The following is a 14,809-nucleotide window of genomic DNA, read 5'->3' as shown; positions in this document are numbered from 1 at the left end:
AACTAGTTACAGAGGTCGTGAGGTACGGCCATTGTTAATCGCCACCTTCGGAGAGGAACTCCGACGCTAGAAAGCCCTGAACCGCGTCGAATCGGCGTTCCTGTTGCTGTTCGAGCCGTTCCTCGAACGTCGCGTCGGCGTCTCCCCACAGACCGGGATGGGTGAGCAACTGCATCCGCTCGGGGATCTCCTCTTCAAACGGATGGCCGCTGCGCCACCGCTGTCCGGAGTCTCCGAGGTAGGTGACGGCGCTGAAGAACCGCGGTTCGTAGCTGTTCACGAACCCGTTGAACGAGCGGTCGAGCGTCCATTCGGGAGGGATGTGGAACGCGATAGTCTCGGCGAGATCGCCGACGACGGGGTCGAGTGCCTGCCGTTCGCCGTCGATGCGGCGAATCAGGTCGGATTCGAGCGGTTCCTCGCGCCAGTACTCGTGCGTACTGAAGTGCAGTCCGATGTCGTGACCGAGCGCTTCGATCTCGGCGATAGATTCGCGGATATCCCTCGCGTGGACGTTGTAAAACGGCGTCGTGACGAGAAAGAAGTACGTCGCGCGGATGTCGCGGTCGGCCTCCATGCGAGCCATGCGAAGCGCCTTTTCGGGCGACCAGTCGACGTCGTGCCGGAGGATAACCTGTCCGCGCGACGGCATCCGCTCGTAGTCGGTGAACGTGTACCCGTCCTCGATGAGCGAGTCCAAGAGACGGCCGTACTCGTCGAAGGTAAACTCCATCGGCCCGCAGATTCGAGCGAGTCGGGCTTTGGAATGTGGGCATTAACGTGTCATCAGTCACCGGTGTGTGAACCGACGAGGGGTAGGTGAGGGATAACAATATCCTAACCAGATAGATAGCACAGCGTGACTGAGAGGAGTCCAGACCGCAAACTACGCCGACGAAGCTATCTGAAAGCCCTCTCCGCCGGAGTCGTTGGTGTCGGTCTCGCCGGGTGCGGCGAGTCGGACTCACCATCGACCGCCACGTCGACCCCCGCGAACGAAACCTCCCAAGAGAACGAGATACCGTACAGCAACGAGTACCAGACCGTCGTCGACGTCACGGAAGCCGGCGCGGACCTCGACGAGGAAAGACCGATAGACGAGTTGCTCGGCCGCGTCGCCGGCGACAACACGCTGTTGCACTTCCCGAAAGGCGTCTACCGCGTCGAGGACTATCTGAACTTCGAGAAACTGCGCAACTTCGGTATCGTCGGCGACGACGCCGTGATACGACCGCCGGAGGGTTTCACCGGGACCATAATGTCGTTCTCGGGGGTGAACGGCTTCAGGCTCGAAGGGATCACCGTCGACAGTTCCGCGAAGAACACCGGAGCCCGGCTGCAGGTCCTCTGTGAGGCCGGGACGAACGTCGTCAGAGACGTTCGGATGAAAGGGTACCACGACGTCTCCGAAACGCACACCCACGCGTTCAACATCGAGGCCAAGGGTGCGAACACGGAGTTGCTCTTCGAGAACGTCGACATGTCCGACGGCGCCCGAAACGGGACGGCCGTGTTCATCTACCCGGCGAGCGACCCCGGGTCGATAACGTTCAAAGACTGCCGAATCGTCGGCTGGTACGTGCAGGGGCTCTACGGGTCGGCGCACGGAGGGCCGCTGCAGATACTCGGCGGCGAGTACGCGAACAACGGACTCGCACAGATTCGCGTCGGCGGCGGAAACGGCGACACACAGGCCGTCGTCCGCGGCGCGAAAGTTCGCGTCGACGAGACGCACGGCGGGGCGGCAAACATGCGTGGAATTTGGCTGAAAGAGGGCGACAACACCCTCATCGAGGACTGCGACATAAGAATCACCAACCTGGAGGGGACGACGAGTTCCGGCGGCATCGTCGTCGACCGCGAACACGGTCGAGCGACGATTCGGAACACCAAAATCCACATCGACGCCCCGACGTACGGCATCAAAGCCAGATACCCGAAGGCAGAGAACTTCTACGCGCCCAGCTTGCGTGGACGCCCAGACAGTTGGGACCTGTCGGTCGAGAACCTCCGAATCACCGGTAATGGGAACGACTGGAGCGGAATCCTCCTCCAGGGCCGCGCGAACTCGGCGCTCACCGGCGTCGAGATACAGCAACCAGGGACCGACCGAGACGGTATCATCGTCAGCGAGTCGCCGCGAACGCGACTCGACGAACTATCGATCGTCGCGGGACGATATCCGCTGGTCGTCGGTCTCGAACGACAGGAGGACACCTGCGGCGTCGAACTCGGCGAGGTGAACGAACTCGAGACCCGGAGCGAGCGAGCGGACGGGGACGTACAGCGGTATCTCCTCGGGGAGTCGCCGCCGTACTGCCTCAGCGGGGAACTCTTGGAGTCCGGGAGCGAGTCGGGGGACCTCGCGATAACCGGTGTCGACCAGAGTGCGGTGCAGGGCTACGTAGTCGACGGCTGACTCCGGAGCTACAACGGCGCTATCGGCATCGAATCGACCGCGTCGTGAATGCGGCCGCGCTCGCGTTCGGACTCTTTCCACTGTGCGACGAGACGGCGTCCCGTCTCCCTGAGTTGTGGGTCGTCGAACTCGTTCCACTCGCCGTCACGACCGTCGAGGAGGCGCTCGGACTCCGGTCGCCAGACGTACTTCCAGGTCTCCCCACGGACGGCGAGCGCCGGGTCGTAGTTGCGCGCGCCGACGACGTCGTCGGTCGCATGTAGATACTCGCCCGTCGTCGCCAGCGACGGGAGCAGGTCCGGAAGTCGGCGGAGCGAAATCGGTCGAGAGACGCGGTCTCGTGGACCGTTCGCGACGACGAACGGGACGTGAATCATCTCCTCGGACAGGAGCGGGCCGTGTCCGTACACGCCGTCCTCCCCGAACGCTTCGCCGTGGTCGGCGTGTATCGCGACGAGCGAATCGCCGTCGACGTCGGACAGCAGGCGGTCGATAAACGCGTCCGTGTACCGAATCGTGTCGTCGTACGCACGCACCAGAACGTCGTGGAACAGCGATTCGAAGCGGAGATTCGACTTCCCCGCGAAGAGCGAGAGGTTCGCAGGGTACGTCATCAGCGGCGACTGCGAGCGGTAGTTCTTACCGGGCAGATACGGCATGTGGATGTCGACGAGGAAGATCCACAGGAAGTACGGTTCCGGGGCGTCGTCGATCCACGCCTGTAGGTCGTCGTAGAACGCCTCCCACGACATGAACATGTCCTGTCCCTGTGCCCAGTTCATCATCTGGACGGCGAGGTCGCCGACGACGGAGCTCTGACGGCCGTCCTTGATGAAGTCGCTCGAGAGGTTGTCGTCCATGAAATCCTCGAAGAAGTCGAAGTCCGTGTCGAAATTGAAAAACCTCGACGTCCACGGGTTCGTCGTGAACGCGGCGGTGGTGTAGCCCATCTCCTTGAACAGACCGGGGAGCGTCTGTCGGGTCCGCATATGGTGGCGGATTCGCTCCGTGTAATCGATACCCGTCGACCGGAGTTCGTTCATCGGATAGTGGCCTGTGAGTATCGTCGAGACGGAACTGTTCGTCTCCGGTGCCGGCGCGATGGCGTTCTCGAAGACGAGGCCGTCCGCCGCGATCTCGTCGAGTGCTGGAGTCGTGTCCCCGTCGTAGCCCATGAAACCACAGTGGTCGGCTCGCCAACTGTCGACGGTCAAGAGGACGACGTTCTGCGGATCGGTCATCGGGACGTGGTCCACGAGGGGTGGCTTTGTTATCGTCCGTCTAGAGTTCAGTCTCGGTGAGGTAATACGCGATATTCTGGTATTTTGCGACCTCTCGCGACGGAATTGTTGGGAAGAGCCGGTGTCGAATTTCGAGGACACGAACCGTCGGAAGGGCCGTTTCAGGGCCGATGACCGAACTCGAAACTCAGGCAAACGAATATGTTTGAATTTCAATAATGTGTTATAGAAATTAGATACATACGAGAGAAAATAGGTAACAATCGCATAACAAAGCAACCTGGAGTGGCGATATTCGTGATGAGCGCCGAGAGCAACCGACCCCACCCGAAGAGTCGATCAGTCGAACTCCCCGCCGAGATAGTCGCACGCGTCGAGAAGCGACTCGCACACACGGAGTTCAGCACGTCAGGGGAGTACGTCACCTACGTGCTCGAAGAGGTCCTCTCACACGTCGAAGACGCGACCGACGAAGAGTTCGAGACGGTCTCCGAGGAAGAGGTGCAAGATCGGCTCCGGTCACTCGGGTACATGGAGAGCTAAGAAGTCAGTAGAATATCAGGTACGGTGTCTCTAGTCGGAATAGAAGCGAGTAAGAGTCCCTTAATACCAAATTACCGCCGCTTAAAGCGCCTGAAGCTGGCGTTTTAGAGGATGTCGTAGCTCATACCAGTTCTAGTGAATATATTATATCTTAGTAGTTTTATTCAGTAAATAGAGAAGGTAACGTGCCATAATCACGTGAACTAGGAAAGATTTATAACTGCAGTCTTATCTTAACCGACTGCATGGCACGCGAACTGGCAGTCAATAAGGCAGAAGAGAAGTCGACTACTGATGGCGATAATGACGGATTACTCCTCGGCCGCCGCTCCTATTTGCAGATGGCCGGGGCGGCCGCCGCGGCTGTCGCGACGGGCGCCGGGGCCAGCGGCGTCGCGACGGCTGCAGTCTCCGAAAATAACTACGATACGGTCGTCAACATCGCCGACGAAGGCGCCGACACCTCCGGCGGCAGCGCGATCAACAGTATCCTCGAAGAGCATCTCAACGACAACACGCTCGTCAAGTTCCCGGAAGGGACGTATCGACTGAGTCCGCTTTCGGTGGACGGCCTCGAGAACTTCGCGATGGTCGCTCCGAACGGCGCGACTATCGCTCCGGACCACTCCGGCGCAGACACCCTCCTGTACTTCGACGAGGCCCGCGGCGTTCACGTCGAAGGGTTCGATGTCGAACAGTCGGGATCGACCTCCTCCCGCGTCATCTTCCGAGCGGAAGCCGGGACGAACGTGCTGAAGAACTGGCGACTCCTCGACCGTCAAGACGAGGACGCCGGCGGGGCGTACATGCAGTGTAAAGGCTCCGACACGAAACTCACGTTCGAGAACGTCGACTTCTCGAAGGGCGGCGAAGGGATGGCAGTCTGGATTCGACCGACTATCGTCGGCGACTATCCGGACTCCGGCGAGGTCCCCGAACTCGACCCCGCTGGGACGATCAACTTTATCAATTGCGAGATGAACGCGTGGGACCGCGAGGGGCTTTACGCCTCCGCGCACGCCGGTAAACTCAACGTCATCGGCGGACGCTACGCGAACAACAACCTCGCACAGGTCCGGACGGGTGGCGAGCACGCCGTCGTGAAAGGCGTCGAAATCGTCTGCGACGACCCGAGCGCGACGCCTCGCGAGCTGAACATGCGCGGCATCTGGATGAAGGAAGGTCACCTCACCGTCATCGAAGACTGCGACATCCTCATGAGCGATGTGTCGTCCTCCTCGGGTGCGGTGAAACACGACACCGAGGCGGGTAAGATGATCGTCCGGAACACGCGTATCCAGACCGACACCGACGTCAAGGGAATCAAGTCCAAGCCGCCGAAAGACTGGCCGTATCGCGCACCCTCGATGGACTCCGAACCGGAGTCCCGTGAACTCGTCGTCGAGAACGTCAGCATCACCGGGTCGGCCGACGGCGACACCGCGTTCTACATCGTCAGCCGTGACGGCTCGAGCGTCTCGAACCTCTGTATCCACCAGACCGGTAGCGACCGGGACGGTATCGAAGCCAAGCGCGTCAACAACTTCACGCTCCGTGATTCGACGATTGACGTGACCGGCGACACGACGCTGTTCGACAGCATGGACGCGGCGACGGCGAACATCACGCGAAGCGGTAGCTGCCCAGCACCGGAACTCGACGGTAAGCCCGCCGAGTACGACGGTGACTCCGGCAGAGGCGACAACGACACCGACAGCGATCCGAACGAGTCCGAGCTCTCGAACTACCTGGAAGTCACCGGCGACGGCGAGTACTCGTTCGCCACCTCCGGTGAAATCGCGAACGGCGGAAAGGCGAACCTCGATAAGGAGGACACCATCGACGCTCAGACCGCCAGCGGCGAGGTCGCCGGCGGCGGTGCCGACTCCTACGGCTTCGAGGGAGAACTCAACGCGCTCGAACACGCCGACGACGTCACCGTCACGGTCAACGGCGAGACGGTCGACCAGAGCGACTACTCGTCGATTTCGCGTCCGAACGTCGTCCAGATACGCGGCGACGACGGTCTCGCGAGCTACGAGTTCACCGTCGACGGCGAACTCGACGTCGGCCCCACCAGCGCTGGTTCCATCAACGAGGAAGACAACATCCTCGGTGCGACGGCTGAGGGCGCCGTCGCTGGCGGCAGCGACGCGTACTCGTTCTCCGGAAGCATCACTCAGTTCCGCTTCACGGAGGGTAGTGCGACAGTCCTCGTCAACGGCGAAGAAGTCGATCCCTCGGAGCTCAGTTCCGACGACGGTAGCTCCGACGACGGCCGCGGTGACACCGACGGCGACGCCGACTCCTCGAAGCATCTGGAAGTTACCGGCGACGGTGAGTACACGTTCACCGCCTCCGGCGAGATAACCGACGGCGGAGAGGCGAACCTCGACAAAGAGGACGCCATCGACGCACAGACTGCGAGTGGCGCCGTCGCCGGCGGTGGGACCGACTCCTACGACTTCGAGGGCGAACTCGAGACACTCGAACACGGTGAGGACATCGTCGTCACGGTCGACGGTGAAGAAGTCGATCCCGCAGAGGTCGGCTCCGACGACGGCCGCGGCGACACCGGCGGCGACGACGTCGAACGCGACTCCGACTACCCGCACCTGCTCGTCATCAACGGACCGGAAGACGGCGTGACCAACTACGTCGTCAGCGTCACCGGCGATATCAAGAAGACCGATATCGCGGGCAGCATCAACCCCGAAGACGAGGTCGACGGGAACAAAGCCTCCGGCGCCGTCGCCGGCGGCAAAGACGCCTACCTCTTCTCGGGCGACATCACGCAGTTCAACCTGAGTGGTAGTGCGAGCGTCGACCTCCAGAAGGAGTACCAGCAGGAGTAGGCCACACGTACACCCGAACCGACGGGTACGGTCGTCGGCACCCGCCCGACACTTCCGCTTCCACAGCACACCGACGGGTCACCAGTCAGGTACCCTCAGTCAGTATCCACCCCTCTCAGTTCAGCGGGCTAATCACGTCACCCGACCGCGGTGCGGTTTTCTTCGGGTGGCGGGTTCGAGACGCGAGAGCGGCAGCGCCGTCACTCGACGGTGACGCTCTTTGCGAGATTTCGCGGTTTGTCGATGGGACGACTCAGCATCGCCGCCGCGTGGTACGACAGCAACTGCAGTTGGACGTTCGCGACGATGCCCGCGAGTTCGAGGTTCGTCTCGGGGATTTCGAGCACCATATCGGCCAAGTCGCGGACGCTGTCGGGGTCGCTCGTCACCGCGACGATGGGCGCACCCCGGGTTTTGGCCTCCGCGAGGCTGTGGATCGTCTTCTCGCTGTCGAGCCCGTCGATGATGCCGATGATCGGCGTCGACGGGGTGACGAGCGCGAGCGGCCCGTGTTTGAGTTCGCCGGCGGCGAACCCTTCGGCGTGTTCGTACGTAATCTCCTTGAACTTCAGCGCCCCCTCCAGCGCGACCGTGTAGCCGGTGTTGCGGCCGATGAAGAAGTACGAGTCCACGTCGCGGTACGTTTCGGCGACCGATTGGACCGAACTCCCTTCGAGCACGGATTCGATGATGTCCGGGAGGTCGCGAACCGCCGCGAGCATCTCCGCGGAGCCGTCCGACGGTTCGCCGTCGTGTCGGTCGCGGTAGTACTGCTCGACGAACAGGGCGAGACAGACGACCTGCGAGGAGAACGTTTTGGTCGCTGCGACGCCGATCTCCGGGCCGGCGCGGATGAACAGCGCCTTGTCGCACTCGCGGGCGGCGGTACTGCCGACGACGTTCGTTACTGCGAGCGTCTGCGCGCCCGCTTCTTTCGCCTTCCGGAGCGCGGTGAGCGTGTCCGCCGTCTCGCCGCTCTGCGTGACGCCGACGACGAGCGTGTCTTCGTCGACGTGGGGAATCGCCGTCGCGTACTCGCTCGCGAGGAACGCCTGCGCGGAGAGCTGTCTGTTCGAACACATCTGAACCGCGTACTTGGCGGCGTGGTACGACGTTCCGCACGCGACGAACTGGATGGAATCGACGTCCTCGAACGTCCCCGGCGGGAACTCTTCGAGCGCGAGCTCGTTCGACTCCGGCTTGACCCGACCCTCGATGGCCTGCCGGAGCGAGTGCGGTTGCTCGTAGATTTCCTTGAGCATGTAGTGGTCGTACGCGCCCTTCCCGGCCTGTTCGGGGTTCCAGCTAACCGTCTCGACGGCCGGTTCTTTGTTCGCGCCGGTCGCGTCGGTGAGCGTGTACCCGTCGGGCGTCACGACCAAAGTGTCGCCGTCGTCGAGATAGACGACGCGGTCGGTGTACTCCAGGAACGCGGGGACGTCGCTGGCGAGGTAGTAGCTGTCGTCGCCGACGCCGAGCACGAGCGGCGAACCCTCACGGGTCGCGTACACCGCGTCGTCGCCCTCGACGATCATCGCGAGCGCATAGCTACCGGAGAGTTCGGCGACCGTCTTGCGGAACGCCGTCTCCGCGTCGTGTCCCTCGTCGAGGTACTTCTCGATGAGGTGGGGGACGACCTCCGTGTCGGTGTCGCTCTGGAACTCGTGCCCGTCGGCCACGAGGCGCTCGCGAAGTTCACCGTAGTTGTCGATGATGCCGTTGTGGACGACGGCGACGCGGTCGCGACAGTCCGTGTGCGGGTGCGCGTTGTCGTCGGTGGGCGGTCCGTGAGTACTCCAGCGGGTGTGTCCGATACCGACCGGACCGAGAACTTGCCCGTCGGCGAGGTCCCGGAGCTCGGAGACGTTCCCCTCTCGCTTGACGACGGTCGGTCGCGAACCGTTTCGCTGTTTGACCGCGAGACCGGCGGAGTCGTACCCCCGGTACTCCAGGTTCGAGAGTCCCTGGAGCAGTTCCTGGACGCCGTCGCCGTCGCCGCCGCCGACGCGGGCGATGATTCCGCACATATTAGCCGTGTCCTCCCTTTCGACCGGGGGCAGGCACTCGTTCGACGGGATACGTCGGAGTGTAGTGTTCCTGTATCATGGGTAATTTCGTTCTGCGACTTGAGGGTCGAGTGAACGAACAAGCCTATACGCGGTACAATCATTGTTATACGCTAATTGACGGAGGGCAACCCAGCCCTAATCTGCTGAAGAAGCGCCCTTTGAGACCGTATCGAGCTGCTTGGCACGCGAACTGGCGATACGGGGTTCGGGCGCAGGTTATGTTATCGAGCCAATCAGTATAACTGTGCAGTAGAGAACGCGATGGCCGAACAGAGCCGAAATTGCCGCGAGAAGTACGTATCGGAGAGACCGGCGGAACGGGTTACTTGATCCGCGAGAACTTCTCCGCTGCAACGCGGCGGGTCTCGCGCACGTCGCGTGCGTGGACGAGCGAGACACCGAGAACCGACGCGACGAAGGCGACGGTCACGAGCACCTGCAACAGTTGACCGACGGCGGCCAACTGGAACAGGATAGCGAACGAACCGCCGACGAGGCTGAGGCCGAGATACCGTTTCTCCCACTCGGTTTCGGCTTCCGCGTCGTTGTTGAGATACATACTGAGAAGATCCGCGTTCTCCGAGAGCGTAATGTTACCGCGGTCCTGCTCGTACTCGATGATACCCGCCTTGTCCATCTTGGGGAGGTGGGTCTGGTAGAGCGCGACGTAGACGCGCTTGCGCTGGTCGGAGTTGAGTTCCTGCACTTCGATGTCGTTCTCCCAGGCGGCGACCTGCTCGGCGAGTTCGGAGAGCGTGACCGTGCGGTCGACCTCCATGAGGTAGCGGAAGATGTCCCGTCGACGACGGTTCTTCAGTAGCTCGAAGATAACGTCGAGGGAGAGCTGTTCGTCGTCGGACTCCTGAGGCTGCTGTAGCTGGTCTTTGAACTGACTTTCAGCGACGCTCATGCGTGGAACACGCTTCCGTTGCTGTCGCTGCCGGTCTGACCTGTATTTTCACCGGAGCTATTCGTCGAGTGAAGACGTCGCTCTAGAGACGGCATCCGTGCTTGCATGGTTGACACACCAGTTATCAATCACGACTCATTACATGATAAGCCCGCCCATCCATTTCACAGAGCGCGAAAAGCACACGGGGAATTTTCATCAATTGAAACTAACGTTTGTCGGTGCATACCGTGGATCGGTCCGAGCATAACTGTAGAGCATCGAAATGTAGTGGTTACCTACAGAAACGCCGTGGTTCGTAAGCCGATATTGCCCGGGCACAGACGGCCGCTGGTGGACCGGGAACCGAGCCAGCGGACGCGTGGCGGCCTTTCGACCCATCAGATGGACGTTCTGTTCGCCGACGACGGCGGAAGTAGCGGCGGAAAGAACGGAACCGAAGAGACGGGGAGGGGAGTTCGCAACGAGTCCGAAGGTTTGCTCAAAGCCGGTGCACGGCACGATTCGGACCGACAAACAGAAATTAACTGTCGGCAGCACGTCGCCGATCACTCACAGAGGACGGTCGTCAACCGCACGCTCGCGTTCCGTCGAACCCGTTAGGAAACGTATACTAATGCCGTTTCCAGGGGTGGAAACTGTAATGTTCGGGACTAGTGGAATACGCGGTCCCGTCGGGAGAGTCGTGACGACGGACCTCGCTCTCGACGTCGGACGGGCCCTCGCTTCCCAGAATGCGCACACGATCGTCGTCGGGCGCGACGCTCGAAAGAGCGGAGCGGTGCTCGCCGACGGCGTGAGCGCCGGTGCACGCGAATGCGGGGCGGACGTGGTTCGCCTCGGCGTCACGTCGACGCCGACTATCGCTCGGAGCGTCGGCTGGCTCAACGCCGACGCCGGGGTGGCCGTCACAGCCTCACACAATCCACCGACCGACAACGGGTTCAAGCTCTGGACGCCGAGCGGACAGGCGTTCGACCGACCGAAGCGTCGCGAGGTCACGCGACGCATCAACGGCGAAGCGTTCGATTTCGCCGCTTGGGACGAGCACGGCAGCGAACGGACCTGGGACCGGGCGGTCGAAACTCACGCCGACCGAATCGATGCAGCGCTCGATTTTATCGGAGAGCTCACCATCGTCGTCGATATCGGAAACGGAACCGGCGGCGTCACGGCGGAAGCACTCGAACGGCTCGGCTGTTCGGTCGAGACGCTCAACGGCCAACCCGACGGTCGGTTCCCCGGACGCCCGAGCGAGCCGACCGCCGAGAACTGTCGGTCGCTCTGCGAGTTCGTGGCAGCCACCGACGCGGACCTCGGTATCGCCCACGACGGCGACGCCGACCGTACGATGGCCGTCACCGAGGCGGGCGAGTTCGTCTCCGGTGACGTCCTGCTCGCGCTGTTCGCTCGCGAGGCGATACGTCCCGGAAAGCAGGTCGCTGTTCCCGTCGACACGAGTCTCCTCGTCGACGACGCCGTCGTCGAGGCGGGGGGTTCGGTCGTCCGAACGAAAGTAGGCGACGTATACGTGGCCGCGGAGGCGTCCAAACCCGACGTTGTGTTCGGAGGAGAGCCGAGCGGCGCGTGGATCTGGCCAGAGGAGACGCTCTGTCCCGACGGTCCGTTCGCCGCCTGTCAACTGGCGCGGCTCGTGCGCGAACACGGGTCACTTTCGTCGCTCGTCTCGAGCATCGACCGCTACCCCATCCGTCGAAAGTCGATTCACGTCGCCGACGAGTTATCGACGATTGAAACCGTTCAAGAGCGCCTCACAGCCCAGTACGCCGCTGTTGACACGACCGACGGTGTCCGCGTCGAGCGCAACGACGGGTGGTTCCTCGTCCGCGCGAGCGGCACCGAGCCGATAATTCGGCTCACCGCGGAAGCGCGTACCGACCGGCAGGCGGACGCTATACTGGCCGAAGTGAGTGACATCGTCAGCAGCGTGACGGAGCCTGCACCGAGCGTCGACGCCGCCGACTGAACGGCTCGTTTCACAACGTTCAACCGCGTAAGCTTTCGTTTCGCCTGAAACCGACTCCTGCTCTTACGTGGCATCCGGCTGACTTACCAGTCGATGACGCGGACCGTCGAGCAGCGCACGGGAGAGAAAGGAAACGAGTGCCCGGACTGCGGAGGGCCGCTCGTCACCGACACAGAGCGAGGGGAACTCGTCTGTGACTCGTGCGGTCTCGTAGCAGAAGAGACTGCTATCGACCGAGGGGCAGAGTGGCGGGCGTTCAACAAACAGGAGCGGGACAGTCGCTCGCGTGTCGGTGCGCCGATAACGCAGATGATACACGACAAGGGGCTGACGACCGAAATCGGCGCGGGCAACCGCGACGCACACGGCCGGATGATCGACTCCGAGAAGCGGCGGCAACTGTCACGTATGCGCACGTGGCAGGAACGGATTCGGACACGGAACGCCGACGAGCGAAACCTGCAGTACGCGCTGAGCGAAATCGACCGAATGTCGAGCGCGCTCGGAATACCCGATTCCGTCCGAGAGGTGGCGGCAGTCATCTACCGGCAAGCACTCAACAAAGACCTGATTCGCGGACGCTCCATCGAGGGTATCTCGACGAGCGCGCTGTACGCGGCGTGTCGCCAGGGGAACGTACCCCGCAGTCTCGAGGAGGTGTCGAGTGTCTCTCGCGTCGAACAGCGTGAAATCGGTCGCTCCTACCGATACATCGCGGACGAACTCGACCTCCAGTTGGAGCCAACGGACCCCGCGCAGTACCTCCCACGATTCTGCTCGAAGCTCGGTGTCAACCACGAAGTGCAGGCCCAGGCGCGCGAAATTCTGGAGAAGACGACCGCGACGGGGCTTCACTCCGGGAAGTCGCCGCCGGGATACGCCGCCGCCGCCATCTACGCCGCGGCCGTACTCACGGATACGAATCTCACGCAGCGCGAGGTCGCGGAAGTCGCCCAAGTGACGGACGTGACGATTCGCAACCGCTATCGCGAGCAGCTGGAGGTCGTCACGTAGCGACGAACCTCGGCGACGAAGACCCGCCTCGCTCCGACGGAGACGAGACGAGCGCCCGGTATTTCTCGGCTGAGAATCGAGTTCGAGCGGCGCTACCACCGATTAGGACGGCGTTTCAGCAGGGTAACTAGCATATAACGAAAGGGATGGCAGATGTTTGCTGTATTGGCGCACGTGGACTTCCCTCGGGCGCTGGGCCGGCACTTGCCCGGATGTCGGTTCGCAGGCCATCTGCGCTTACTCGGCTACTGGCCGTGGAGCCGAGAAGAGGCGTCGGTCTGCATCCTTTTAGCAAAAATCGAGTTCCGTCAGTCGATCACCCGTCATCAGTCGATCACTCGCCATTGCCTCAGTCAGTTCTCAGTTCGTCTGTCCGCTCGGCGACGGCCTCGGGCTGCTCCATCCCGACCTGAATCAACGCTGCGTGCAGTTCGCGTTTCTGCGCCTCCTCGATTTCGGGATGGTCGAGTGTGAGTCGTTTCAAGAATCGGCGGAACTCGCGACGCGTCTGTTCGGGGAGATACAGCGTCGTCGGTACCCACTCCGGCTCTATCCCTCGTTTCGCGTTTTGTTTCGACCGCTCCGACACGGGTTCGGAGTCCGACGCCGCTGACGACGCGGAGTCCGCGGTGGAATCGTTGGTCGACTTGTCGTCGACTGGAGGACCGTCGTTCGTTTCGGATTCTCGGACGTCGTCCTCGGATGAGTCGCTCGCCGTTCCGAATCGGTCGCCGAGTCGCCGGGTCGACCGCCGGAGGTCGTCGTCCGTCATCGCCACACCTCCGGAGTACCGGATCCTACTGGGGACCGTATCCATCGACAGATAGGTCGATGACGTGTCGTTTGACTACGTGGTGTTCGATGACGTCCATAGCGCATCGCTCGATCACGTCTACTCGTTCCGGCGACGATTCCCCTCGAGACAGCAGTAACGTAGTACATTATTTAATTCACGCTCCGTTCGACATCCTCGGCGAGGCGGTCGAAGACCGAAATCATGTCGGAACTCTCGTTGTAGGCGTAGAGTGTTTCGCCTCGACGCATCGCGTATTTGATGTCGGCGCGTTTCCGGATCTCGTACGGGAGGACGAGATCCTCCAAACCGGGAGTCGAGCGCATCGTCTCGAGCGTCGACTTCGCGACCCCGTCCCGAGGGACGAGGTTCGGAACGATACCGAGAATCTCGATGTCGATGTCGAACGCCACTTCAATCTCCTCGACCTCGTCGAGGACCATCTCTAGCGCATCCAAGGAGGAGTCTTCCGCTTGTATCGGGATGAGTAGGCGACGAGACGCGAGAATCGCGTTGTCGGTGAGGACACCCAAATTCGGTGGACTGTCGACGACTAGATAGTCGTACGCGTCGTCCGAAAGCGACGAGAAGACGTTTTGAAGTCGGCGTTCTCGATTTCGAGCGTTCGAGAGTGCGTCGGCGACGCCACGCATATCGTAGTTGCTGGGAACGAGGTCGACTCCTTCGTCGGTCTCTACTGCGAGGTCAACGACCTCGCCTGGGGTGTCGTTGGTGAGGTGTAGTGCGAGGTTGTCCCTCTCCGCGCGATACAGTTCGTCCTTGAGACCGAAATGGCGGGTGAGATACCCCTGTGGGTCGAGATCGATGGCCAAAACTCGATGGCCCCTTCGCGCCAAACCGACTGCGAGATGAGCGGTAATCGTCGTCTTCCCGACGCCGCCTTTCTGATTCGTGACCGCGATACTGTGCATGTCGGCCGCGAGTTCATACTGTGATGCAATAACGTTGCGGGTGCTC

Annotated in this window: 11 protein-coding genes; 5 read left to right on the top strand and 6 right to left on the bottom strand. The window is 61.8% G+C overall.

All coding sequences use genetic code 11. The annotated features are described in order from the left end of the window. Positions 1-34: 34 nt before the first annotated feature. Positions 35-733, bottom strand: coding sequence for a polysaccharide deacetylase family protein (locus LAQ74_RS20125; protein ID WP_224338528.1), 699 nt, complete (start codon positions 731-733; stop codon positions 35-37). A 126-nt stretch (positions 734-859) separates the two neighbouring features. Between LAQ74_RS20125 and LAQ74_RS20120 the strand changes: the two genes are divergently transcribed. After that, entirely contained in the window at positions 860-2,419 is a 1,560-nt protein-coding gene (locus tag LAQ74_RS20120; protein ID WP_224338526.1) for a hypothetical protein, read from the top strand. A gap of 8 nt (positions 2,420-2,427) precedes the next feature. Here LAQ74_RS20120 and LAQ74_RS20115 read toward each other — a convergent pair whose 3' ends face one another. Continuing rightward, positions 2,428-3,660, bottom strand: a complete 1,233-nt coding sequence (locus LAQ74_RS20115) for a sulfatase-like hydrolase/transferase (protein WP_224338524.1) — start codon at positions 3,658-3,660, stop codon at positions 2,428-2,430. 300 nt (positions 3,661-3,960) lie between these two features. Here LAQ74_RS20115 and LAQ74_RS20110 point away from each other — a divergent pair, with 300 nt between their 5' ends. Continuing rightward, positions 3,961-4,203, top strand: coding sequence for a hypothetical protein (locus tag LAQ74_RS20110; protein WP_224338522.1), 243 nt, complete (start codon positions 3,961-3,963; stop codon positions 4,201-4,203). A gap of 245 nt (positions 4,204-4,448) precedes the next feature. Beyond that, positions 4,449-7,058: a hypothetical protein gene (locus tag LAQ74_RS20105; RefSeq protein WP_224338520.1), complete on the top strand. Its 2,610-nt coding sequence runs from the start codon at positions 4,449-4,451 to the stop codon at positions 7,056-7,058. 200 nt (positions 7,059-7,258) lie between these two features. Here LAQ74_RS20105 and glmS read toward each other — a convergent pair whose 3' ends face one another. Both glmS and LAQ74_RS20095 read right to left on the bottom strand, forming a co-directional pair. After that, positions 7,259-9,085, bottom strand: a complete 1,827-nt coding sequence (gene glmS / locus LAQ74_RS20100) for a glutamine--fructose-6-phosphate transaminase (isomerizing) (protein ID WP_224338518.1) — start codon at positions 9,083-9,085, stop codon at positions 7,259-7,261. 364 nt (positions 9,086-9,449) lie between these two features. Next, entirely contained in the window at positions 9,450-10,037 is a 588-nt protein-coding gene (locus LAQ74_RS20095) for a DUF7344 domain-containing protein (RefSeq protein WP_224338517.1), read from the bottom strand. A gap of 643 nt (positions 10,038-10,680) precedes the next feature. On the opposite strand from LAQ74_RS20095, the gene glmM reads away from it, so the two are divergent. Together glmM and LAQ74_RS20085 are read left to right on the top strand one after the other, a co-directional pair. After that, positions 10,681-12,024, top strand: coding sequence for a phosphoglucosamine mutase (glmM, locus tag LAQ74_RS20090; protein WP_224338515.1), 1,344 nt, complete (start codon positions 10,681-10,683; stop codon positions 12,022-12,024). A 93-nt stretch (positions 12,025-12,117) separates the two neighbouring features. Further along, positions 12,118-13,038 carry a transcription initiation factor IIB gene (locus LAQ74_RS20085; RefSeq protein WP_224338513.1) on the top strand — a complete coding sequence of 307 codons (921 nt, stop codon included), beginning with the start codon at positions 12,118-12,120 and terminating at the stop codon, positions 13,036-13,038. Positions 13,039-13,387: 349 nt separating this feature from the next. On the opposite strand, the gene LAQ74_RS20080 is transcribed toward LAQ74_RS20085, so the two are convergent. After that, entirely contained in the window at positions 13,388-13,810 is a 423-nt protein-coding gene (locus LAQ74_RS20080; protein WP_224338511.1) for a DUF8160 family protein, read from the bottom strand. Positions 13,811-13,983: 173 nt separating this feature from the next. Beyond that, positions 13,984-14,763 carry a ParA family protein gene (locus LAQ74_RS20075; protein ID WP_224338509.1) on the bottom strand — a complete coding sequence of 260 codons (780 nt, stop codon included), beginning with the start codon at positions 14,761-14,763 and terminating at the stop codon, positions 13,984-13,986. Positions 14,764-14,809 lie beyond the last annotated feature (46 nt).

Source organism: Haloprofundus halobius (assembly GCF_020097835.1).
GTDB classification, from domain to species: Archaea; Halobacteriota; Halobacteria; order Halobacteriales; family Haloferacaceae; genus Haloprofundus; species Haloprofundus halobius.
This window is presented reverse-complemented; position numbering and strand designations above follow the sequence as displayed.

Excerpts from the sequence above, each read along its gene's own strand:
- LAQ74_RS20110 (WP_224338522.1), top strand. The coding sequence starts at position 3,961 with ATGAGCGCCGAGAGCAACCGACCCCACCCGAAGAGTCGATCAGTCGAA.
- LAQ74_RS20105 (WP_224338520.1), top strand. The coding sequence starts at position 4,449 with ATGGCACGCGAACTGGCAGTCAATAAGGCAGAAGAGAAGTCGACTACT.
- LAQ74_RS20115 (WP_224338524.1), bottom strand. The coding sequence starts at position 3,660 with ATGACCGATCCGCAGAACGTCGTCCTCTTGACCGTCGACAGTTGGCGA.
- glmS (WP_224338518.1), bottom strand. The coding sequence starts at position 9,085 with ATGTGCGGAATCATCGCCCGCGTCGGCGGCGGCGACGGCGACGGCGTC.
- LAQ74_RS20125 (WP_224338528.1), bottom strand. The coding sequence starts at position 733 with ATGGAGTTTACCTTCGACGAGTACGGCCGTCTCTTGGACTCGCTCATC.
- LAQ74_RS20085 (WP_224338513.1), top strand. The coding sequence starts at position 12,118 with ATGACGCGGACCGTCGAGCAGCGCACGGGAGAGAAAGGAAACGAGTGC.
- glmM (WP_224338515.1), top strand. The coding sequence starts at position 10,681 with ATGTTCGGGACTAGTGGAATACGCGGTCCCGTCGGGAGAGTCGTGACG.
- LAQ74_RS20095 (WP_224338517.1), bottom strand. The coding sequence starts at position 10,037 with ATGAGCGTCGCTGAAAGTCAGTTCAAAGACCAGCTACAGCAGCCTCAG.
- LAQ74_RS20075 (WP_224338509.1), bottom strand. The coding sequence starts at position 14,763 with ATGCACAGTATCGCGGTCACGAATCAGAAAGGCGGCGTCGGGAAGACG.
- LAQ74_RS20080 (WP_224338511.1), bottom strand. The coding sequence starts at position 13,810 with ATGACGGACGACGACCTCCGGCGGTCGACCCGGCGACTCGGCGACCGA.